Origin of the sequence: Blastopirellula marina DSM 3645 (assembly GCF_000153105.1) — a bacterium.
In the GTDB taxonomy this organism is placed as follows: Bacteria; Planctomycetota; Planctomycetia; order Pirellulales; family Pirellulaceae; genus Blastopirellula; species Blastopirellula marina.
In genome coordinates this window covers 3714499-3738059 of record NZ_CH672376.1, presented here as the reverse complement: position 1 = coordinate 3738059, position 23561 = coordinate 3714499, and the positions used below count along the sequence as shown (strand labels likewise).

At 55.8% G+C, this 23561-nt stretch carries 15 protein-coding genes; 10 read left to right on the top strand and 5 right to left on the bottom strand.

The window, feature by feature from the left end; all coding sequences use genetic code 11:
• Positions 1-1404 carry a DUF1501 domain-containing protein gene (locus DSM3645_RS16805; RefSeq protein WP_002653448.1) on the top strand — a complete coding sequence of 468 codons (1404 nt, stop codon included), beginning with the start codon at positions 1-3 and terminating at the stop codon, positions 1402-1404.
• A 402-nt stretch (positions 1405-1806) separates the two neighbouring features.
• On the opposite strand, the gene DSM3645_RS28530 is transcribed toward DSM3645_RS16805, so the two are convergent.
• The 4 genes from DSM3645_RS28530 to DSM3645_RS16780 form a co-directional block, all read right to left on the bottom strand.
• Positions 1807-5367 (bottom strand): protein kinase domain-containing protein, encoded by a 3561-nt coding sequence (locus DSM3645_RS28530; RefSeq protein ID WP_002653446.1) that lies wholly within the window; start codon positions 5365-5367, stop codon positions 1807-1809.
• A gap of 15 nt (positions 5368-5382) precedes the next feature.
• Complete coding sequence (locus DSM3645_RS16795) at positions 5383-5988, bottom strand: RNA polymerase sigma factor (protein ID WP_002653445.1); 606 nt, start codon at positions 5986-5988, stop codon at positions 5383-5385.
• A 208-nt stretch (positions 5989-6196) separates the two neighbouring features.
• The gene (locus tag DSM3645_RS28525) at positions 6197-7165 is read right to left on the bottom strand and encodes a redoxin domain-containing protein (RefSeq protein WP_002653444.1); all 969 of its coding nucleotides are present in this window, start codon (positions 7163-7165) and stop codon (positions 6197-6199) included.
• A gap of 90 nt (positions 7166-7255) precedes the next feature.
• Positions 7256-8119: a sigma-70 family RNA polymerase sigma factor gene (locus tag DSM3645_RS16780; RefSeq protein ID WP_002653443.1), complete on the bottom strand. Its 864-nt coding sequence runs from the start codon at positions 8117-8119 to the stop codon at positions 7256-7258.
• Positions 8120-8371: 252 nt separating this feature from the next.
• Between DSM3645_RS16780 and DSM3645_RS16775 the strand changes: the two genes are divergently transcribed.
• From DSM3645_RS16775 to DSM3645_RS16755, 5 genes are read left to right on the top strand one after another with little or no spacing between them, the layout of a single operon-like run.
• Positions 8372-9712 carry an NAD(P)/FAD-dependent oxidoreductase gene (locus DSM3645_RS16775; protein WP_081444858.1) on the top strand — a complete coding sequence of 447 codons (1341 nt, stop codon included), beginning with the start codon at positions 8372-8374 and terminating at the stop codon, positions 9710-9712.
• Complete coding sequence (locus tag DSM3645_RS16770) at positions 9610-10608, top strand: DUF1365 domain-containing protein (RefSeq protein WP_315849857.1); 999 nt, start codon at positions 9610-9612, stop codon at positions 10606-10608. The genes DSM3645_RS16775 and DSM3645_RS16770 overlap by 103 nt, the downstream gene beginning before the upstream one ends.
• The gene (locus tag DSM3645_RS16765; RefSeq protein WP_002653440.1) at positions 10605-11894 is read left to right on the top strand and encodes an SAM-dependent methyltransferase; all 1290 of its coding nucleotides are present in this window, start codon (positions 10605-10607) and stop codon (positions 11892-11894) included. Before DSM3645_RS16770 ends, DSM3645_RS16765 begins: the two co-directional genes overlap by 4 nt.
• Positions 11819-12967 carry an SAM-dependent methyltransferase gene (locus DSM3645_RS16760; RefSeq protein ID WP_237564835.1) on the top strand — a complete coding sequence of 383 codons (1149 nt, stop codon included), beginning with the start codon at positions 11819-11821 and terminating at the stop codon, positions 12965-12967. Before DSM3645_RS16765 ends, DSM3645_RS16760 begins: the two co-directional genes overlap by 76 nt.
• Positions 12952-13740, top strand: coding sequence for a DUF1295 domain-containing protein (locus tag DSM3645_RS16755; protein ID WP_040351908.1), 789 nt, complete (start codon positions 12952-12954; stop codon positions 13738-13740). Before DSM3645_RS16760 ends, DSM3645_RS16755 begins: the two co-directional genes overlap by 16 nt.
• A 4-nt stretch (positions 13741-13744) precedes the next feature.
• Here DSM3645_RS16755 and DSM3645_RS16750 read toward each other — a convergent pair whose 3' ends face one another.
• The gene (locus tag DSM3645_RS16750) at positions 13745-16345 is read right to left on the bottom strand and encodes an alpha/beta hydrolase-fold protein (RefSeq protein WP_002653437.1); all 2601 of its coding nucleotides are present in this window, start codon (positions 16343-16345) and stop codon (positions 13745-13747) included.
• 588 nt (positions 16346-16933) lie between these two features.
• On the opposite strand from DSM3645_RS16750, the gene DSM3645_RS16745 reads away from it, so the two are divergent.
• The 4 genes from DSM3645_RS16745 to DSM3645_RS16730 all read left to right on the top strand — a co-directional run bounded on the left by DSM3645_RS16745 (position 16934) and on the right by DSM3645_RS16730 (position 23531).
• Complete coding sequence (locus DSM3645_RS16745; RefSeq protein ID WP_202594953.1) at positions 16934-17668, top strand: response regulator transcription factor; 735 nt, start codon at positions 16934-16936, stop codon at positions 17666-17668.
• On the top strand, positions 17662-19119 hold the full coding sequence (locus DSM3645_RS16740) for a sensor histidine kinase (protein ID WP_002653435.1): 1458 nt from the start codon (positions 17662-17664) through the stop codon (positions 19117-19119). The genes DSM3645_RS16745 and DSM3645_RS16740 overlap by 7 nt, the downstream gene beginning before the upstream one ends.
• A 193-nt stretch (positions 19120-19312) precedes the next feature.
• On the top strand, positions 19313-20386 hold the full coding sequence (locus tag DSM3645_RS16735) for an efflux RND transporter periplasmic adaptor subunit (RefSeq protein ID WP_202594952.1): 1074 nt from the start codon (positions 19313-19315) through the stop codon (positions 20384-20386).
• Positions 20387-20453: 67 nt separating this feature from the next.
• The gene (locus DSM3645_RS16730; protein ID WP_002653433.1) at positions 20454-23531 is read left to right on the top strand and encodes an efflux RND transporter permease subunit; all 3078 of its coding nucleotides are present in this window, start codon (positions 20454-20456) and stop codon (positions 23529-23531) included.
• Positions 23532-23561: the final 30 nt, after the last annotated feature.

Sequence of the window (23561 nt, the reverse complement as noted above, 5' to 3'; positions counted from 1 at the left end):
ATGACACCAAACGATATTTCACGCCGCTGGTTTCTCCGCGATTGCGGCGTCGGTCTGGGATCGATCGCGCTGGCCGATATGTTGCGCGGCGAGGCCGGTGCGGAACAGATCGATCCGATGGCGCCGAAACGGCCTCATTTTGCGGGAAAAGCGAAGAATGTCATCTTTTTGTTTATGGCCGGCGCTCCTAGCCATTTGGAGATGTTCGACTACAAACCGCAGCTCGAAAAGTTCGACGGGTCGTTGCCGCCTGCCGAGTTGTTAGATGGCTATCGCGCCGCGTTTATCAACCCGAACTCGAAGCTGCTGGGGCCGAAGTTCAAGTTCGCCAAACATGGAGAGTGCGGCGCTGAGATATCGGAGTTGTTGCCTTACACGGCGAAGATCGCCGACGAGCTGTCGATTATCAAGTCGATGAAGACTGACGCGTTCAATCACGCGCCGGCGCAAATCATGATGAACACCGGCTCTCCTTTGTTTGGCAAGCCAAGCTTGGGGGCCTGGACGATGTACGGCTTGGGATCGGAGTCTCGCAATCTGCCGGGCTTTGTCGTTTTCAGCTCCGGAAAAAAAGGGCCCAGCGGCGGTTCCAGCAATTGGGGAAGCGGATATCTGCCGACGGTCTATCAAGGGGTGCAGCTGCGCAGCGTCGGGGATCCGGTTCTCTATCTGTCGAACCCCACAGGGATTGATCGGACGGTCCAGCGCGACTCGCTTGATACGATCAACCAATTGAATCAGCAGCGTCTGGCGGCGACCGGCGATCCCGAAATCGCGACGCGGATCAACTCGTTCGAGATGGCGTATCGGATGCAGGCGAGTGGACCGGAGCTCATGGATTTGTCGTCCGAGCCCAAGCACGTCTTGGACATGTACGGCGTCGATCCCGACAAACCGTCTTTTGCGAAGAATTGCTTATTGGCGCGTCGCCTGGTCGAACGGGGAACTCGCTTTGTGCAACTCTTTCATGAAGCGTGGGACCAACATGGCAATCTGAAGAAAGACCTGCAAGAGAATTGCCTAGCGACCGATCAGGCCTGCGCCGCGCTGGTGCAAGATCTGAAACAGCGGGGACTGTTGGAAGATACGCTCGTCATCTGGGGCGGAGAGTTTGGCCGCACGCCGATGGTTCAAGGCGGCGGAGACGATGGGCGAGATCATCATCCCAACGCGTTCACCATGTGGATGGCCGGCGGAGGAGCGAAAGGGGGCGTTTCATACGGCGAAACCGACGATTTTGGATTCAATACGGTCAAAGATGGGGTGCATGTTCGCGATCTGCACGCGACGATCTTGCATCTCTTGGGATTCGACCACAATCGGCTCTCGGTCAAGTTCCAGGGGCTCGCCCAGAAATTGACCGGCGTCGAACCTGCGCGAATCGTACACGATCTGATCGCATAAGATTTCGCTACGATTACTTGTTGCTGTATTGAGCGAATCGGCATGCATGTCGAATGCGCGCCGTTTTCATTTTCGTTCAAAACGGAACTCTTACGCAGTTGATCCTGCTGTTTCTGAGATTGCTGTATCACAAGCGTTGGGCGCAACATGCGCTTTCGTTAAGGCTCCGCCGCTGCGGTACGGGATATGCATTCCGCAGAGGCTTGGAATGCCGTTTATCCGAATGCGTCGCAGATTCTTCGATTCTTAAAATCGGGAAAGCCTATCGTCGGTGACCCGCTTGTTGTCGTTGAGGTTGAAGTGCAATGATTCAACGTCCAGCGTCCGGCGGATTTGTTGCATTGGAAATGCAAGACTGTACGATAGGCCATTGATCTGAACTTCGCCGCCGACCGAAAGAACCTATTCCGGCGCTTTGCGGTCAATGTTGGCGCTGGTCTCGCCAGGTTCTTCGCCCCATTCGTAGACTGGATAGATCGTTGTCGGCGATGCGGCGCTCTGGCTCCAGCCGGCGAAAGCTGGATCGTCGGGAAATGCACCAGGCGCCGATACCACAGCAAATATTTCACGATTCTTGCTCAGATCAGGCTGACCCGGGAGCCAGTTTCCTACGTATTTTAAGGGACGGTTTCGATCGTCACGCCAGTCGAAATCATCGGCGTGTCGCCAGGCTGCTGTCCAAAAGGCTTTGTTGGGCATGTTTGCAACGAGAAACGCTTCTTCTTCGGGGGACGAAATGGTGACAAGACGCGCCTGATGGAGTTGAGCCACCTCTTGCGCAAACGGCAAAGGCATCGGGCCTTCGCCAAAAAGATAGAAGCGTCCGTTCCATATTTTGCATCGCTTCGCCAATCCGGGGATTGGCTCGTCCGCAACGGGATAGAAATGGTGTCCCCAATCGGCGTTGCTCAACTGTCGCCCCTCAGCGCCATCTGGCAATTGAATTTCTAGCTTGTGAATTTCATACTTGGAAGAGAAAGTAATCAGGCCGAGCATGCGAACTTCAGGAAGGCTATTGACGGGATGGCCAGAGAGGCGATTGTCATTGCCTTGCCAGCCGGCTAGATGTCGCCCATCTAGCACCCCGTCGATTTCGATTTCGCCGTTTGCGGCGATTTTTACACCGATTTCAAGTCGATAGCGCTTGCCATTGGCTAGTTTAAAATGGTTGTTGACGGCGTCCGACGGAAGTGGAATCTGGTTTAAAGCGATCAAGTCAATTTTTTGAATGCCGGCAAGTTTGTTTCCGTAACCTCCGACGAGAAAATCGAAACAGCCTCTTGTTGTCGGCAGTCGAACAGACAGCATGTCTTCTCCCCCGACCCGAGTAAATTCCAGTGCAAGTTTGTAGTTTCCCTTGACTGCATAGGGGACGTATATTCGATCGAACCCATTCACTCCGCTGAGCAAGGACTTTCCGCGGCGTCGCCAATTTCCTTGGATTGCGTTTTCTGGCAGTTGGATCATCGCCAGCAGATCAATCCAGTCGCCGTCTGTCGTATTAGGCGAGGGCGAACTTGGCCTGGAGATCGATGTGCTGTCTTGGGGAAGCGGAACCCAGGGCGGATTTCCGTAGATCACGCCGTGCAGATTGTTGCCGGACGAATCCTTCAGCAACGTTCCTTCGCCTTCTTGAAAGCGATAGAGTGCGAACGTTTGATCATCCCGGTTGAATTGATACTGCGGCGTAAAGTCGGCGGTATAGCGTTCCGTCTTGGAAACTCGTAGTTGTTGAATCTTTCCCTTGTAAGGGTAGTCAAAGCGTAATGGAGAATTCAGATCGTTGCTGACGCTGGCCCCCAGCACGAAGTTTAAAGCGTTGAGTAAGCGGTCCGACTCTGCAAGCGACCGCTGCGATCGTAGTTTTCCATCGATATAAAGTCGATACTCCTGTGAATTAAAGACCGCGGTGATGTTGGTCGTCGTTCCCGGCGGCGGTAGTTCGTCGGTCTCGATTTTCAAGTATTGATTGAGCTGTTTCGAACGCACGGCGACCACGGCTCTTAGTTTCCCGTTGTCTCCTTGCTTCACAATATCCAGTCCGACTCCGCTAACTTCGGTCGTGCCCAAATAGGTGCCGCCCGGCAGCGGATCCACCGGCATCGGCATGACGATTTCAATCGTTAGCGGAGTATCTCCCTGATAGCCAAAGGGAAGTTCCACGTAGTCATCCACGCCGTCAAAATCTAAAGCGTAGGCGACTCGCGGCTTTTCGTTCGATTCCCAGGAGACGCGGATACGCGACTCGGCGCCGCTGAGAATGGTTAGTTCGTTGACGTCGGTTTTCAGGCCTTCGCTTGTTTTGAAGCCGAACTTGTACTTGCCCGGAAGCAGCTGCGCTATTTGTTCAGTTCCGACCAACTGGATAGGAGTCCGCTTTTTCGTTGTTTCATGGATCAGCGTTAGTTCCTGATTACCAACGTCGGCCGCCAAAGCGTCAGGCTCGATCTCGACCACGAGCGTCCCCGGCGGCGTCGAGAACTTGAGCACCAGACCGGCGCCGTAATACAAGGCGCCGCAAAACAACAGCGCCACGACGATTGCGCCACCGTAAAAGCTGGCTCCGCGGCCGCTGAGGGGGCGTTTGTTTTTCTTTCGGCGCGGATCGATCGACAACTGGAGGGAAGAATTCGCTGCCGGCAAATAGGGCTGCGTCTCAAGAAAGCTGGTCGGGGAAGTGTCGGAGGCGGTCTCTAATTTACTCAGCGCCCGCGGCGGCGGCGTCTCGCTTAAATGCGAACGAAGTTTCTCGAGATCGGCGATAAGTTCCGTAGCGCTGGGATAGCGATCCCCGGGGAGCATCGCCATGCACTTTTGATAGATCGCTTCTAATTCAGGAGGTACGTCGCTCCGAACCGTCAGCGGCGGCGGCGGCTGTTCACGATGCCCTAGCAGCTTCACCATCAAGGTCTCGCCGGCGAACGGCGGGCGTCCGGTGAGCAGGTAATAAAACGTGCACCCCAAGCTGTATAGATCGGCTGCTACCGTCACCGTCTTGGCGTCGATCGCTTGTTCGGGAGCCATAAAATCGACGGTTCCCATCACCGCGCCGTTCTGCGTTAGACCGGCTTGGTTAGCGCCGGTCTGGATGCGGGCGATCCCCATATCCAAAATTTTGACAATGCCATGATTGTCCAGCAGTAAGTTGGCGGGCTTGATATCGCGATGGACCAAACCGACTTCGTGCGCGTATTCAAGGCCCTGGGCCGCTTGCATTAGGCAGTCGACCGCTTTGGCGACAGAGAGGGGGCCGTCCTTGCGGACGACCGAACTGAGGTCACGGCCTTCGACATACTCCATGACAAAGAAGTGGAGTCCTTCGGCGTCGTCGGCGTCAAACGCGGTGACGATGTTTTCATGCCGCAGTTTCGCCGCGACTTTCATCTCTTGATTGAAACGCTCGATTCCCTGCGACTTGGACATCGCCGCGCGCGGCAATACCTTCAGCGCCACGATACGACCCATTTTACTGTGTCGCGCCTTAAAGACCTGCCCCATTCCTCCTTCGCCGATCTTATCGAGAATCACGTACCGACCGAGCTTCAGCCCCCGAGTTTTTCCGTGAGCGATCGATCGCAACTGAAAACGCGTTATCAGGTCCTTCTCTAGCAGTAGCCCTGCTAACTGGTGCGCCGTTTTGATGCGGCGTGATTTGAGCAGTTCTATGAGTTTCGCCGGAGGAACGATTTCGGCGGCGGCGAGATTCGCCTGCAACGTTTCGAGAGTTAGATCTTCCGGCGTCAGCAGTGAGGAACTGAGGGATTGCACCGAAGGTAAACGTAATTCGTGGGCCGGCGATTTCGCACAGTCGAGCCACGCGATCTTTTTCAGCGCCGCCGCATGCAGTTGCAACTGGGCGGCAAGCTGAGCGTCGCCTCCGGCTAGCGTCGCTAGATTGGGTTGCTTGCCGTTGGATGTCGCCTCTTCCCATTGCTCCAGCAGTTCCAAGAGTCGATCGTCCATATACAACCGGTCCGCTTAGTTGTTGCTTGAGGAAAGCTCCGGCGTCATCTCGGCCAATAACAATCGCGCCTTTAAAAAACGACGCTGGATCGTTTTGGTCGAAACCCCCAAAATCTGCGCTGCGTCGCCATGCGTCGCATCGGCGTACCAGATTAGAGAAAACGTGTCACGGAGTTCCTCGGGCAGTTTGTCGACCGCCTCGTGAAACTCGGCCCATTGAGCGAGCGAAAGGGGAGCTTCGTCATCGCCTTGACGCGGCAGCTCGGCCAGCGCAAAGTGCGACTGATGATTAGCCGCTTCGGCCAGAGGTCCCAGATGTTTTCGCGCGAGGTCGATCAATGTGCGTCGAATCTGCAGCGTCGCCAATTTGAAATAATGTTGGGCCGACTGCGGCTTTACCTTCTTCAAACTGCGGTAGAGTCGAATCGCCGCTTCTTGAAAAACGTCATCCGTCTCTTCCCAGCGGATCAGACTAGGATACGATCGCATCATCGCCTTGGTCAGACGCCGCAATCGCTCGAGCGAACGTTCGAGAATGAGATCGTACGCCGCCGCAGGCTGTTGCCGTTCGGCTTCTAAAATACGTTCGATATCTTGCGTCGTGGCTGATGTAGCTGGCACCGGAAAACTCCGCAACGGTCGTTCGCTATCTCTGGGGTTGGGTTGATTATAACCCACCCTTATCAGGGAGTCGCCTACCATCCTCTATAGACAGCGGAGCCCGGTGAATTAACTGGACAGCTTTTTTCCGGAAATTGTCAGCAACAATTTCTACGAAGGGAACATCTGCCTCTGACGCCCGAATGGAACGCGGGAATTTCACCCTGCTCTATTTGGCGACGGCGACACCGACCGGCGCAAGATTTCGGCGAACGAAATCGAGATAGACCGGCCGATCTGAGGCCCGCTCGTGTTGATAGCCGTCCAAAATCTGTCCGCAGTGATAGAGATAGATGCCTGGCATTTGAAAGCTATTTGCGCGGGGGAAGCCGATGCCGTGCCCCCCTACGATTCCGGCCATGATCCCTCGCAGCCAAACTTTTGCCCCAAAGAGTTGTGAGAACGATCCCAAGTCGAGTCCGAACTGGCGGTAAAGTCTGCATCCTGGATCGGAGATGCGGGGTAAGTCTTCCAGTCCATACTTGGCGAAGAAATTGGGGTCATCCTCTTTGCCGACGTGGACCAGAACAATACCGCAGCCGGCCGCTTCGATTTCGGACCGCTGTGCGGACAAATCCTTGGCGGCTTCGCGGCAGAAGGTGCAGCCTGCGTGTCGCAAAAAAACGACCAGTTGCGGCTTTTGGTTGGCCAATTCGTCCAAGCGTCGTCCTGCGTTGGTCTTCAATTCGCGCAACGGATCGTCGGCTTCCGGCATTTCATAGGCGGAGCCGATCGCATGTTGATATCGCACGGCGCCCCACAAGATCACGACAAACGGCGCCCACCACAGGAGATCGCTCGTCAGGATTGTCCAGCCAAAGGTCGCCGGCAGCGATCCGCCGCTGTAGGCGATCAGATATCCGATGGGTCCCAGCAATTTGCCCAGTAGCCCAACAAAAATCAGCGGCCAATGTCGATACGCGTCCCACGACGCAATCAGATAGCCGCAACCGTAAACGGCGACCAGCATTCCGATACATTGCCAGAAGACTTGCGCAGACGAACCGGCGTCGACTTGCAGCCAAGCGAGCATTGCAGCGGGAAACAAGATCGCGCTCGTTCCCCAGACCAAATTGTACGCGCCGGCCGTCAGCAATAGATACTTCGTCCAAGTGGGCGGCTGGCTAGACGGATTCATCGAGTGACTCCATGAGTCGATTGGAATTTCTGGACATTATTGAAGCGGGACATGTTGGGTAAATTTCTCTGGAGGGATCCGACGTCAAAACTAGACGGAGGCGAAAATCGCTTCAAACGGTTTGGCGATTTCCGCCAGCTTTTCGATGCTTCGTTGAAATAATTGCCGGGTCCGCTCTTTACTGATTCCAAGTTCCTCACCGATTTCTCGCAACGATTTCCCTTTGCCGATCCCATCGAGTCCAAATCGCTCACGAACGATAAACTGCTCGCGCGAGTCGAGCACCTGGTCGATACGGCTCATGATCGATTCAAATGCGGACAGCACATCCTGGCCGCTCGGCTCTTCTGGATTGGCCGCCGGCGCCGTCGCCGCATGTAGTGCGACCTCCTCGCACGATTCCAGTTTGCGTCGTTTATTTCGCTTCTCGATCACGCGGAAGAGGTTGCGTTGGACCGCATGCGTCGCGTACGTACTGAATCGATATCCGCGGGCGTAATCGAACTTGTCGATTGCGTTCAACAAGATCGCATTCGATTCGGCGAGAAACTCTTCGAACTCGTCCCGGGAAAGCGAGAGCTTTTGGGAAATCGATGTTACCAGACGCAAGTTGGCACAAGCGATCTGCTCTCGCGTCTCGGCGGCGTCTTTTAACAGACGTTCGATCTCCCTGTCGGTTTTCTTGGTGTTCCGTTTATTCCCCAGCGTCGCTTGCAGGGCGCTGGCCCGAAATCGAAGGAAGTTCAAACGTTTGAAGAGATACTGCTCTCCCTCGAACGTCAGCAGTCGACTTTGTTCGACGGCGCAGAGGAAAGATTCAGCAACCAGTTTGGGATCGCGAGCTAGGGGGCGATCTTCGGCTGCGTATAGTTCAATATCGAGCGCGTCCAAGTCCGTTTCGGTAGTGGACTGGAAGTCGTCGTTGGGAACGTAATTGATCTTGGAATTGGTCAATCCAATCTCAGTATTTCAGTAGGGCTTCAACCGCGGTCGTGCGAATGTCAAGAGATGCTATCGAGTTTCTTCCAGCAAATTCGCTCCTAATTGATGATATCAACTCTTTGTAGACAAGACCGTCGCGGTGACCACACAGAAAGTTGCTCGCGCAAAAGTTTCCTTTGAATTTGGACTGGGGACTGGTCAATTAGATGACGCCGTCTACAAAACAGCATTGACTGATAAAGGGATACCCCCCAGGAGACTTCTGTGCACATTGCCGTCGTTGGTTCAGGAATTTCAGGTCTCGTATGTGCTCGACTGTTGTCGTATGAGCATGACGTCACCTTGTTTGAAGCGGACTCGCGAATCGGCGGACATACGAACACAGTCACCGCCCAGTGGATGGGGGAAAGTCATGCGATCGACACCGGGTTCATCGTCTATAACGAACGAACCTATCCTAACTTTTCTCGAATTCTGGCCGACCTCCAGGTCGAGACCAGCCCGACGTCGATGGGGTTTAGCGTTCGTTGCGACCAAACCGGACTCGAGTACAACGGCAGTTCCCTCAACGGCGTCTTTGCTCAACGGCAAAATCTTGTGCGGCCTCGCTTTCTGCGGATGTTGGCCGATATCTTACGTTTTAACCGACAGGGAGAGCGCGATTTAGCCACAGCGCCCGCCGACCAAACCGTCGAGCAGTATTTGGCCGAAAAGGGGTACTCCCAGCAATTTGCCGAAAAGTATCTCTTGCCGATGGGCGCCGCGATCTGGTCGTGTCCGCTGGACGACTTTGCTCAGTTTCCGATCCGATTCATTCTCGAATTCTATGTCAATCATGGTTTATTGAGCCTACGAGATCGTCCGACATGGCGCATCATCCGGGGCGGTTCACGCCGATATGTCGAGCGACTTGTGGCGCCGTTTCGTGCGAAGATTCGACTGAATTGCCCGGTGCGAGCGGTGCGAAGATTTGAAGATAGCGTCCTGGTTCTCCACGGCGGCGGGAGCAAGCGATTTGACGAAGTGGTGTTTGCCTGCCACAGCGATCAGGCGCTTCAGTTGCTGGCGGACGCCGATAAAACCGAACAAGAGTTGCTCTCGGCATTTCCGTACAGCACGAGCCAAGCCTGTTTGCATACCGATGAGTCCGTCTTGCCGCGCCGTCGACGTGCTTGGTCGAGTTGGAATTACCATATTCCGACCGAAACTTCTTTGCGTCCGACATTGACTTACAACATGAATCTGCTGCAACAGATTCAATCGCCGCACACTTTTTGCGTAACGCTGAACGAAGATCAAGCGATCGACCCTGAGAAGGTGTTGGCCAAATTTCGCTATTCGCATCCCTTGTTCACCACGCGCCGCGCCGAAGTGCAGCGTCGCCATCACGAACTGATTCGGCATCGCCGCACGTCGTATTGCGGCGCCTATTGGCGGAACGGATTTCATGAGGATGGCGTCGTGAGTGCGCTGGCCGTCTGTCGAAGATTCGCGATTGCGGAATGGTCGCTTGGCCCCCAGCGGACTTCTGCAGTGGACGTTTCCGGTCCGTCGCGCAGCAGCACCTTCCATACGGCGACTTCTTCTGGGGGAGGTCGCACGTGAGCGGAACTACGGTTCATGAGGACGAGACAAGTCGGCAGTCGTCCGCTGCGGCAATGGAGAGTTGCTTGCCTCAACCCGACCGTGGGAATCGCAAATCTTGTTTGTACGTTGGCAGCGTGCGCCATCGCCGTTTTTCACCAGTCGAGCACCTCTTCGAACGCAAGCTGTACATGGTGTCGATCGATTTAGAGGAAGTGGACCAAGTGTTCCGATTTCCCGGTCTTTGGTCGACGCAGCGCTGGAGTCTCTGTCAGTTTCGGCGTGCCGATTATTTAGGTCCCGCTGAGCGACCCTTGGTTGACTGCGTACGTGATCTAGTGGAGCGGCAATTAGGCTTGCGACTGAATGGCCCTATCCGCTTGTTGACCCAGATTCGGACCTTCGGGCTGGTCTTCAATCCGGTCTCGCTCTACTACTGTTACGACGCGGCAGGCGAGCGATTGGAAGCTGTTGTCGCCGAAGTGACCAATACCCCCTGGGGCGAGCGACACGCGTATGTGCTTCCATATGACGCCGATCAGCGCATCGTTCGCTTTCAAAATGCGAAAGAGTTTCACGTTTCCCCCTTCCTGCCGATGGAGATGCGTTATCACTGGCGCATGTCGACGCCGGCTGATCGCCTGTCGATTCAAATTGAAAACCATGACGACGCGCAGTGCGTCTTTGACGCGACGCTACAACTTCGTCGCCGTCCGCTCACCATCGGAAGCATTTTGACGCTGGGGCTTCGCTTTCCGCTGATGTCAGCCCAAATCATGGGCGCCATCTATTGGCAAGCATTGCGGCTCTGGTGGAAGAAGGCGCCTTATTTCCCGCATCCGCCCAAACAACATACGATCCAGCAAACTGATTCCGCTACCACACTTTCCGCTCAACCCGTTGAAGAACTTCAATGATCTCCAGCACGACGCTTCCCCGCGAAACGAACGTTGACGAAGTCGAATCCCCGCGATTCCCGCCGCCGATCGCGTCTGCTGCGCCTCGCCGAACCTGGTTGCAGAATATGTCGCGACGCAAATTGCTTCGCTGGCTCGAAAATGTCGCAGGCGGCCAGATCCGCTACGCCGATACTTCGGATGTGATTTGCTTTGGCGATTGCTCCGGCGATAACCTCCAGGCGGACTGGGGGATCAACGACCCTCGTTTTTTTTCGCATCTGGCCTCGGGCGGCAGCATCGGATTCGCCGAATCGTACTTACAAGGGCAGTGGCGCAGCGACGATCTGACCGCGCTGTTGCAGATCTTTTGTCGCAACTTGTCGCGCACCGACGAGGCCGAAACAGGATTTGCCTCCTTCGCGCGTTGGGGACGCCGATTGCTCAACTTGTGGGATGGAAACACCCGCAGGGGAAGCCGCAAGCATATCGCCGCACACTACGATCTGAGCAACGACTTCTTTGCCTTGTTTCTCGATTCGACCTGGATGTATTCGTCCGCTTATTTTAAGCACGCCAACATGTCGCTGCATGACGCGTCGGTCGCAAAATTGCAGCTTATCTGCGAGAAGCTAGAACTGCGATCATCGGATCGTGTCTTGGAGATCGGAACCGGCTGGGGCGGATTCGCGCTGCATGCGGCCAAACAGGGCGTTCGTGACTTAACGACAACGACGATCTCCAACTCACAGTTCGAGAAATCGCGAGCACGTTTTCAAGCGGCTGGCGTCGTCGACCAGATTCGTCTGCTCAACGCCGACTATCGCGATCTAATCGGCCAATACGACAAGATTGTCTCGATCGAAATGGTAGAGGCCGTCGGCGAAAAGTACCTAGAGGGCTATTTCGAGCAATGCGCCAAATTGCTCAAGCCCGGCGGTAGACTGGTGATTCAAGCGATCGTCATGCCGGAAGACCGCTACGACACTTATCGATCTTCGGTCGACTTCATCCAAAGCTACATTTTCCCCGGCGGATTTTTGCCATCGGTCGCGGCGATGCAAGCGGCGATCGGTCGCACCTCTAATTTGCGCCTGCAGTCGATCGAGGATCTCTCGCCGCACTATGCGACGACGCTGCTTCATTGGCGACGACGATTTTTCGAGCGGTTAGCAGAAGTGCGAAGTCTCGGCTTCGACGATCGTTTCATTCGTATGTGGGAGTATTATTTGTGTTACTGCGAAGCGGCGTTCCGCGAGAAAACGGTGGGAGTTGTTCAGATTGTCTGGGACAAGCCGACGTACTAAACAGTTCGTCCGACGGCGCCCAGCAGCGCAGCGACACGTGGTTCGGGCTGCTGCTCAACGCAGCGGAGAACGGCCGGATGCCCGATGCGCTCGTGCGTTTCGGCATTCGTCGGTTATTGACGAGCGGCTTGAAGCAGCGCCGATTGCGATCGGGTGACGCGACGGTGGAAAATTTTCTCCGCGCGACTCAAGCTGCCCCCATCGCGGTCGTGCCGCAAAAGGCGAACGAGCAGCACTACGAAGTGCCAGCAGCATTCTTTCAACGAGTGTTGGGTAGTCGACTCAAATATAGCTGCTGTTATTGGACGCCAGAGACGTCAACGCTCGATCAAGCGGAAGTCGAATCGCTGCGAAAGACTTGCGAGCATGCAGGGCTTGCTGACGGTATGGAGGTGCTGGAGCTCGGTTGCGGTTGGGGTTCGCTGTCGCTGTGGATGGCCGAGAACTATCCGCTCAGCCGCATCACCGCAGTGTCCAACTCAAACTCCCAACGCGAATTTATCCAAGCCCAGGCTCTACAGCGTGGACTGCACAACCTAAGCGTGATCACTGCCGATATGAACGAGTTTGCGACCGACCAGACGTTTGATCGCGTTGTTTCGGTCGAGATGTTCGAGCACATGCGTAACCATCGCGAATTGATGCGGCGGATTCATGATTGGCTGCGTCCTGACGGAAGACTGTTCGTTCACATTTTCTGCCATCGGGATATGCCGTATCTGTTTCAATCCGAAGGAACGCGAAACTGGATGGGGCGATACTTTTTTACCGGCGGCATGATGCCGAGCGTCGACTTGTTGCCGCGCTGCGGATCTCCGCTGGATTTGGTTTCGCAGTGGACCTGGGAGGGAACGCATTACGCCAAGACCTGTCGCGCGTGGCTGCAGAAACAAGACGCCGCGAGAAGCGAGATTCGGGCAATACTGGCCGAAACCTACGGTCCCGCCGAAGCCAGACGTTGGCATAATCGTTGGCGAATGTTCTTTATTGCGTGCGAAGAACTATTCGCATTTCAACATGGCCAGCAATGGTTTGTCTCTCACTATTTGTTCCAGCCATGCCCTCAGAACTAACCGCCGTACTTGTCCGATCTGCAGCCGTCATCACCGTAATGATGACGCTGGTCTGGGGGCTCAGTCTTTGGCGCCGAGATGTGAGCATCGTTGACATCGCGTGGGGAATGGGCTTTGTGCTGATTGCCTGGTCCGCGTTCTTGTGGGGCGCCGACAAATCGGCCCAGCGCTGGTTGCTGCCGCTCATGGTGACCGTCTGGGGAGTGCGCCTGAGCGGATATCTATTTTGGCGCAACCACGGCAAGCCCGAAGACTATCGCTATCGCTCGATGCGCGAGCATTGGGGGGGCGCATTTCCGATTGCAAGCTTGGTTATCGTCTTTGGCTTGCAGGGAGTCGTCATGTGGGTCGTCGCACTACCGCTACAAGTTGGAATTGCCAGCGCCGATCAGCAGATCGTCTGGCTGGCGCTCGCCGGCCTCATTGTCTGGGGGACGGGTCTGAGTTTTGAAGCCGTCGGCGATTGGCAGTTGGCCCATTTTCGCTCCGTCGCCGAAAACCAAGGGCGCCTACTCGATGCGGGGCTTTGGCGCTACACGCGACATCCCAACTACTTCGGCGACTTTCTCGTGTGGTGGGGATTTTATCTGGTCGCCGTGGCGCAAAGCGGCGCCTGGTGGACGGTGATCGGGCCCCTGGCGATGTCGGTCTTTTTGATGAAAGTCTCAGGCGTCACGTTGCTCGAGAAGAAGCTCTCCTCGACCAAGCCGGGCTACCAGGAATATGTAGCCCGGACGAACGCTTTCTTTCCCGGTCTTCCGCAGCGGAAGTAACCAGCTACTTCGTGGATGCGACGGTCAGCTTGCGTCGATAAATCTGCTTGCCGTGGGCGATGTAGAGCGTGCTGAAATCGGGCCCGGCCAGCATGCAGGTTGTCAGCGGCTGGTCCTTGTTAACTTTCGGCAGAACTCCGCAAGGGCGGCAGGTCGGATCGAAAACTTGGACGCCCAACGCGCTGGTCACGTAATACCGGCCCGCTTTGTCAACGGCCATGCCGTCCCCCTTAGACGAAGCCATGTACGGGGGCGGTTCATTGAACCGGAATTCTCCCTGCGGATCGATGGGCAGTCGCATCGGCATCGTTGGCGCTTTGGCGTCAAGAACTCCGCCGGCGCTGACGCGAAACGTCCACGTCTGCGTTCCGCCGTAATCGGAGACGGCCAGGGTAGCGCCGTCGTTGGTAAGTGCGATGCCGTTGGGTTTGTTAATCCCGGTGTCGACCGGAGTCACTTCGCCAGTTTGGGGATCGATGCGAGTCACCTGCTGCGCTTGCGTCTCGGTGATCAAGATGAAGCCATCGTTGGTGACAGCCAGGTCGTTGGGTTTGACCCCTTCGGCCACCGTCTTGACTTCGCCGCTCTTGATGTTGATCGAAATGACGCGGTTTTTCGATCCTTGACAGGCGTAAAGCAGCGAACCATCCGGGCTAAACTCCAAGCCGCTGACTGACTCCTGGGCGATCTCGGTCTTCGCGCCGTCGGCGGCGCTGATACGGACCACGGCCGGGGCCTTCATATCACAGTAGTAGAGATTGCCATCCTTGTCGGCACAAAGGGCGTCGGCAAATCCCAGGTCATCGGCGACCAACTCCCAGCTTTCGTCTGGAACCAACAGGTCCAGCAGCGTAAAGTCGCTGCCCAGGTCGTCGGTGGTATCGATCTGGGGGACGAAGGTTTCATTGCGCCACAGCCACTTCATTGCTTCGGGGAATTTCGAACCGCCAAAGTCCGAGTTGTGCGCGTATCCTTCGGCCCAGTCAAAACGAGTATCGTAACCCATGTACTTCAAAGCGGAGGCCATCCGCTGATTGGCCCACGGCCAGCTTCCGAAGGCGTTGTCGACGTCGCCGCTAGTGTCGGCCATATAGACGCGAATCGGTTTGGGTTCGGTCTTGCGAACGAGCGCCGGATAGACGTTGCCGCCGCGCAGGTTTGTGAAGCTGCCGACGCTGCTGTAGACTTTGCGGAAAAGATCGGTCCGCTCCCAAGCAGTCGTAAAGGCGCAGATGGCGCCAGAACTGGATCCACCGATCGCGTGCAGGTTGGGATCGTCAGATATGTTGTAGTGCTTGCGAACCTCGGGAAGGATCTCTTCCGCCAGGAAGCGGGCATAACGATCTCCCAAGTTGTCGTATTCAAAGCCGCGATTTGAAAACTTGCCCTTCTTGACCGGTTTCGTTTTCTCCTGTCCTGGATTGAGGAAGACGGCGATCGTGGGAGGCATGTCGCCGCGAGCAATCAAATTGTCAAAAACCACCGGCACGCGCCAGCGACCGTTGACGTCGCGCATTTTCTCCCCATCCTGAAACACCATCAGCGCGGCAGGTTCATCGGCTTTGTATTGAGCCGGCACATAGATCGACCAGTCCCGAATCGTGCCGGGAAAAATAGTTGATTCCCACGGCTTCATTACCTTCACCGTCCCCTTGGGAACGTCATCGCGAGCAACCGCGTCGAGATGCGGTTCCCATTTCGGCTTGGTGTTGACGATGGGAATATTGGTCGATTCTGCGTTGTCATCCCAGAGCCACTTCAGCGCTTCGGGTAGGACTTCGCCGGCCCATTTTCCGCTATGTCCGCCGTCGGTCATGACCAATTTGTAGGGATACCCAGCAAATTGCAGCGCCGCCGCCATATCTTGATTTCCCAAGGGCCAACTGCCGTGAAGGTTGCTCAAGTCGTCGACGCCATCCTGCAAGTAAACCTTCAGCGCTTTCGGTTTGTTCTTCGTCTTGCGGATCAAGCCGGGATAGGCCCAGCCGCCGCGAATATTGGTGTAGCTGCCGATATTGCTCAACACTTTGCCAAACTGGTCTGGTCTTTCCCAAGCCGTCGTAAACGCACAGATGCCGCCGGATGAGCCTCCGGCAACGGCGCGATCGGCTGGGTCGGTTGAGACGTTCAGTCCCTTCAGCGCCACCGGCAAAAACTCGTCGACTAGGAAGTTCGCGTATCGGTCTCCCAGCGAGTCATACTCAAACGACCGATTGCTGCGGGCCTTGCCGCCGGGGATCGTTGCGGGAATCGTGCCTGGATTGACGAAGACGGCGATGGTGACCGGCATTTCTTTCTTATGAATCAGATTGTCGAAGACCACAGGAACGCGATAGGCGCCCTTCGGGTTGGCGAAACCGCCGCCATCCATGAAGACCATCAGCGCGGCCGGTTGATCTGCTTGGTACTGCGCCGGAACGTAGACGCTGTAGTCGCGCACGGCGCCGGGGAAAATCTGGCTCTCTTGGAACTTCCCCGCAGTGATCTTTCCTTGGGGAACGCCCTGGTGAACGACACGATCTGGATGATCTTCCGCGGCGGCAGTCGCGGCAATCAGAAGTAGAACGGAACTGAGCAAGATCAAACGGCGAAACGGGCGGTGCATGAAGGAACTCCAGACTACGAATCGGGGCACAGGGCAAGGGCGCTGGGGAAAGAACGCACTCGTGAGCGGGGATGCTCGAAAGGGATGCTGGTCGAGGAAAATCGGTCGCGTGATCTCCTAGTTTAGCTGAACCGATTCGTCCTGGCGACCATTTGTTCAAGAAGCCGCGACCATCGCCAAAACCTGCAAAATCGGCTCTGAACAGTTGGAACCCGTTCTTCGTGGAGCAAGCGATTTGCCGATCCAGGGAGCAAAAAACGTCGCTCGATGCGAAAGTGCATCAAGCGACGGAGTGATGACTGGTTCCGAAGCAAAGTCTCTCAAAGGAGCGTGGCGACCGTAGTGGTCGCCTTAGATGCCAAAGTTTTAAGGGTAGCGGGGGAGAGACCTTGGCGCCCGTGATCGTTGTAAAGACCGCAATTCGTCAAATTCGCGCTCACGCCGATCGAAATCCGCTCGCAAGCTTGGTGCTCGTGAACGTTAACAAACATCCGGCGGCGCCTTCACCTTTCCGGCGTTGACCCCCAAGCCAGTAGATGAATTCGAGTTTATCTTCACGTCCTGAACTTCTCGTTGGACGGTCGATGAATGAAGATAGTAGAGCGCGTTGCGATGTACCTGCCGATTCACCCACTGCTTGACCGCATGTCCCTAATCCTGATTGTCGAAGACGAACCGCGACTTCTGGGGAGTATTGTTCGTACTCTCGAAGAATCCGGCTATGCGACGCTCGCCGCCGAGACATTGGCGGCGGCCAGTCGGCAGTTCTCCGATCAAGTCGATTTAGTGCTGCTCGATATCATGCTCCCCGATGGAAGCGGCGTCGATTGGCTGGCTGCTGTTCGCGGCGACGGCAATAGCGTTGCGGTGCTGATGCTCACCGCTCGCGATGCGGTGGAAGATCGCGTTAGGGGGCTCGATACAGGCGCCGACGACTACTTAGTAAAACCGTTTTCCTGGGACGAATTGTTGGCTCGCATTCGTGCTCTCTTGCGACGTGGACCACAGTCGGAAACCACGCTGCTGAAATTTGGCCCCATTACCGTCGATTTGCTTCTCCGTCAGGCATACCGCGATGGCAACGAATTGGAACTTCAGAATCGACAGCTGGAAATATTGATCTACCTGATGCGGCACGGTAACGAAATTGTAACGCGCGAGATGGTCGCGCGGGATGTCTGGAAAGAGCCCACCGCAACTTGGACTAACGTCATTCAGGTGCATATCAACCATCTGCGAAAAGTACTCGAAGCGCCTGGGCTAACAACCATTCTGCACACGATTCGTGGCCAGGGTTATTTGCTGGGAGACCCTCCATGTTGAACATTTCCATCCGTTGGCGTTTGACGCTTTGGTATGCCGCTGCATTGGCCGCTATTTTGGCGGTTTTCTGTTCATTGCTGATCCCCCTGACCTATCAGCAATTGTTAGCGCGCATGGATGCGGAATTGCAAGAAGAGCTGCAGGAACTTTACCTAGAGGTCCAACTCGCTGAGGACCCAAGCGAACTTGACGTTAATCTAGCGGCGCGATTTCGTCAGCATGAGACGTTTGACTTCGTGATTTTCAATGAGAGTCAAGCGGTGTTGTTCGCCAGTTCCGGCGTAACGTCAGAAGTCGCCGCTCAATTGTCAGGCGCTGATTATGAATTTGAAACGCGACAAGCGATGAACGACGCATCCTATCGTATCGCCACGAGAACGGTCGAAGAGCAGAACGGAAAGCTGGTCATCAAAGTTCTCACGCCGCTTAAGCCTCTGATCACGGACATTGAAACCCTGTTCGCGTTAATCGCGGTTCTGCTTCCCATCGGAATTCTGTTCGCCCTTTTCGGAGGCTACTTCCTAGCGGCCAGAGCGTTGGCCCCCGTCGAGCAGATTGCCAGGGTGGCCGACTCGATCACGATCTCGCAACTCGATCGCCGGATCGCCGTCGCCAATCCGCATGATGAACTAGGGCATCTTGCCGGAACGCTGAATCGCCTAATCGCTCGCTTGGAACGGGCTGTGGAAGAAATTCGTCGATTCACCGCCGACGCTTCGCACGAACTACGAACGCCGCTGGCCGTCCTGCGCTCAGAGGCGGAGTCAATGCTGCGGAAAACGCGTACCGAAGAAGAATATAAGACGGCGCTTCGAGTAATCGTGGAAGAAGCGACGCGATTAGGAACGCTTGCGGATCAGTTATTGACGCTCAGCCGTCAGGACGCAGGTCTCGCCGCTTGTGAGAGGGAACCTGTGCAGATCGATGCGTTGTTGCAAGACGTGGTCGAACTACTGCGTCCGCTCTCCGAATCGCGAAGCGTTACGTTATCGACCAATCAGATCCTGGAATGTGAAGCGCTGGGAGACGATGTTCGCTTGAGCCAAGCTTTCTTCAACGTGCTGGAGAACGCGATCAAGTATTCTTCGCCGGATTCGACGATCGAAGTAGAGACAACTGACATCGGCCAGCAAGTTCAGGTCACGATTTGCGACCACGGCATCGGGATTCCAACGAACCAATTAGAACGTGTGTTTGATCGGTTCCATCGAGTGGATTCTTCTCGAAACCGTTCCATCGGCGGTACAGGTCTGGGGCTAGCGATCACGCAGGCCATCATCGTGGCGCATCAAGGAACTGTCGAGTTACACAGCGAACTCAACGCAGGTACGAAAGTCGTCATCTGCTTGCCCAAAGCTTCGTCAAGCAGCGAGAATTTGTCGCCCCCCGAGACGAACCTCCATGAATCGCCCATCCGCGGAAAGGTCAAAGTTGATGAGTCCAACGCTTAGTCAGAGCGCGCGCTGCCTGGTCCTATTGGTTCTCTGCGCCTGCGTATCGCTGACATGCGGTTGCCAACAGAAATCGACTAAGCCGAAGTCGTCCGCAGAGTCGCCTTCCAAAACGACGCGTCCAGTTTCCGAAAGTGATCTTAACGTTATCGAACTGACGGAAGATGCGATCAGGCGACTTGGATTAGAGACGGTGGCGGTCGAGAAGCGGAAGATGGTTCGCACGCGTCCCTATGGCGCCGATTTGGTTTTGCCCACGGATGCGTCGGTGATTGTCTCGGCGCCGCTGGCCGGCACGCTGCGTAGTCCGAGCGGTCAATCGAGGCTGGATGCCGGACGAAGTGTCAATAAAAGTCAGCCGATTTTGTCCATCTACCCGCTTTTGTCACCTGAGCGTGCGGTGCTGACTCCTTCGGAGAGGATTCGATTTGCAGAAGCCAAGAATACTTTGGCTCAGTCAAAGATCGATGCGGAAGGTGCTGTCCAGCAGGCGACGGTCCAGGTCGACGCCGCCCAGATCGCATTACAGCGGGCCGAGAGATTGCTAAACGATATGGTTGGCACCGTACGGAGCGTCGATGAAGCGAAAGCTCAATTGGAACTGGCCGAAAAAGGCTTGGCCGCGGCGAAGCAGCGACAAAGTCAAATTGATGGAGTCATCCTCGATGAGGATGCTGGCGCTCTCGCTACGATTCCAATTCCCACGCCGATCAGCGGCATCTTGCGAACCGTCCAGGTTCAACCTGGCGAAATGGTCGCCGCTGGAGCGCCCCTGTTTGAGGTGATGAATGACGAAGTTCTGTGGGTTCAAGCACCCGTCTACGTCGGTGATTTGCACGAAATTGACACGACGAAGGCCGCTCGCGTGACGATGCTGGACGGCCGCCCGTCGGATCAGGATGTACTCGTCCAACCGATTGCGTCTCCCCCAACCGCGACCCCCTTGGCCGCGGCCGTCGACTTGTACTTTCAATTGCCAAATCCCAATCACCGTTTCCAGGCAGGGCAAAAGATCGCGTTGCATTTGCCGCTGACAGGAGATGAGATGCAAACCGCAATCCCTTGGGCCGCCGTCATTCATGACATCTATGGAGGACAATGGGTTTACGAACAAACAGGCGAACGCAAGTTTGTCCGGCGACGTGTTCAAGTCGGTTGGGTCGACGAAGACTGGGCGGCGATTCGGCATGGCCCTGAGGTCGGAGCGAAGGTCGTCACTGCAGGTGCGGCCGAGTTGGCCGGAGCGGAGTTTGGATTCGCGAAATAGAGCGAGTTCGACGTAACGCTTCTCCCTTTCCGCTGCGACAACTTTCATTATCTACCGAGGAACCGCGATGAGCTGGCTTGTCGAATCTGCGTTAAAACTGCGAGTCGCCGTCCTGGCGCTGTCGATCATGCTGATCGTCGTGGGGGTTCGCTTGATTCCTCACCTGCCGCTCGACGTTTTTCCAGAGTTCTCCCCACCCTACATCGAGATTCAGACCGAGGCTCCAGGGCTTTCTGCGGAAGAGGTGGAAAATCTCGTCACATTTCCGCTTGAAAATGCGCTGGTAGGCGCCCCCGGCCTAGAGACGATTCGTTCAAAGTCGGTGCTGGGGCTGTCGTCGATTCGCTTGCTGCTGAATTACGGCGCCGATGTCTATCGAACTCGGCAACTTGTCCAAGAGCGGCTGGCCTCGGAGACTCCTCGACTACCGGTCGTGGCCAGGGCTCCGGTCATCTTGCAACCGCTCTCTTCGTTGAGCCGGATGATGAAGATCGGGATCTGGTCTGAGGAACTTGACCAACGTGAAATGACGGAACTTGCCGTCTGGACGATTCGGCCGCGCTTGATGGCGATTCCAGGCGTCGCCAACGTAGCGATCTGGGGGCAGCGGGACAAAGAATTTCAGGTTCTGGTCGATCCGCAAAGGTTGCGCGATCACCAATTGTCGCTTGATATGATCTTGAAGTCGGCCGGAGACGCCGTCGTCCTTGACGCAGGCGGTTTTGTCGATACGCCCAACCAACGTTTGGCCGTCCGGCAATTGTCGCCGGTCGAAACGCCAGAAGACTTGTCCCAAGCCGTCGTGACCAATCGTACCGGCTCCGTGTTGCGATTGGGAGATGTCGCGAAGGTCCAAATTGGATCGCCGCCCGCAATTGGTGACGCTATTATCAACGATGTGCCCGGTTTGTTACTGATCGTAGAAAAACAGCCTGCGGCGAACATTTTAGAAGTCACTCGCAAGATCGAAGAAGCGCTTGATTTGATGAAACCGGGGCTTCGCGGCGTAGAAATCGATTCCACCATTTTTCGTCCGGCGACTTTCATCGAACGTTCGATCGACAATCTAACGCAGGCGTTGCTAATTGGATGCGTGCTGGTTGTGATCATTCTGGTTCTGTTTCTCTACGATTGGCGAACCGCCGTGATCAGCTTGACGGCGATTCCTCTTTCGCTGATGGCGACGATCGTTGTCCTTTATTGGTGGGGGCTGACGATCAACACCATGATCATCGCCGGCTTGGTGATCGCACTGGGCGAAGTGGTCGACGATGCGATCATCGACGTCGAAAACATCGTGCGTCGTCTCCGATTGAACCGCGCAGCAGCTCAACCGCGTTCGTCTTTTCGGGTAGTGCTCGCCGCGTCGTTAGAGGTCCGCAGCGCCGTCGTCTATGCGACGGCGATTATTATCTTGGTATTTTTGCCGATCTTCTTTTTGGAAGGCCTGCCCGGCGCCTTTTTTCGCCCGTTAGCGTTGGGCTATGTCCTGGCGATTTCGGCTTCACTATTGGTGGCGCTGTTGGTGACTCCGGCGCTCTCGTTAATGATTTTGCCCTATGGAAAGAAGGAGGCTCACGAACCTCCTTTGAGTCGTTGGCTGCGTCGGCCTTATCACTTGATCTTGCCATGGTTTATCCGACGTCCGATCGGAGCGATCGCGCTGCTGATCGTTTCGTTCTTGGGAACCGCTTGGCTCACGAGTCAGCTGGGGCAAGAGTTTCTTCCGAACTTCCAAGAGACCGACTTTTTGATGCACTTTGTCGAGCGCCCCGGGACTTCGATTGAAGCAATGGACCGAGTCACGATTCAAGCTAGTAAAGAACTAAGAGCAATACCCGGCGTACGCAACTTCGGCAGCCACATCGGCCGTGCGGAAGCGGCGGATGAAGTCGTTGGGCCCAACTTCACCGAACTCTGGATCAGCATCGACGAGCAAGCAGACTATGAAATGACGCACGAGCAGATTTTAGAAACGGTGGAAGGGTATCCGGGGTTGTACCGCGACGTGCTCACCTACCTGCGTGAACGGGTCAAAGAAGTGCTGACGGGTTCAAGCTCGAGCATTGTGGTGCGAGTTTATGGTCCCGATCTTGATGTTTTGCGCGAGAAGGCCAAAGAAGTCGCGGCGGCGATCGAAAACGTGGAAGGAGCTGCCCACCTGAAGGTCGAGCCGCAGGTTTTGGTGCCGCAGGTCGAAGTTCGACTGCGTCCCAATGCCGCCGAACGGTTTGGTCTGACCCCCGGACAAGTTCGCCGTGCCGTGACGACCATGTTGCGCGGCACCAAGGTGGGAGAGGTCTACGAGAATCAAAAGAAATACAACGTCGTCGTCTGGGGCAACGAAGAGGCGCGAAGCGACCTGACCGCGCTGCATGACTTACGGATCGATACGCCCACCGGCGGTCAGGTTCCCTTGAAAGACTTGGCCGATGTCAGCATTGTGCCGGCGCCCAACGAAGTCAAACGCGAAGGGGGCTCACGGCGAATTGACGTCAGCTGCGATGCGGAAGGACGTGATTTGGGCTCGGTCGCTCGGGATGTCGAAGCGGCGGTCTTTACGGTGCCATTCGATCGCGGCTACCATCCCGAGTTTTTGGGGGAATACACGGCGCGTCAGCAGTCGCAAAATCAGCTGCTGGCCCTTTCGGCGGTCTCGTTGATCGGCATGATTCTCATCTTGTATATCGACTTCCAATCGTTGCGTCTGACGCTGATTGTCGCGCTGACAATACCTTTCGCCTTGATTGGCGGTGTGGTTGCGGCATGGATCGCCGGAGGCGTGCTGTCATTGGGATCACTAATCGGCTTTGTCACCGTATTGGGAATCGCGGCTCGGAACGGGATTATGTTGGTCAGCCACTACCGGCATCTGCAGTTGGAAGAAGGAGAGCCATTCGGACTTAACCTGGTCGTCCGCGGTGCGGAGGAACGATTACTGCCGATCTTAATGACGGTGCTGACAACCTCGCTAGCTCTGCTGCCGTTGGCGATCTCCGGCAATAAGCCAGGGCATGAGATTGAATATCCGCTTGCCGTCGTCATCGTGGGGGGGCTCGTCACTTCGACGATTCTCAATCTGTTCATTCTGCCCCCCCTTTATCTCCTGTGGGGCAAACCTCAGCCAGCTGTGGTCGATGAATAGACGCGGATTGCGATCATTTTCCACGTAATC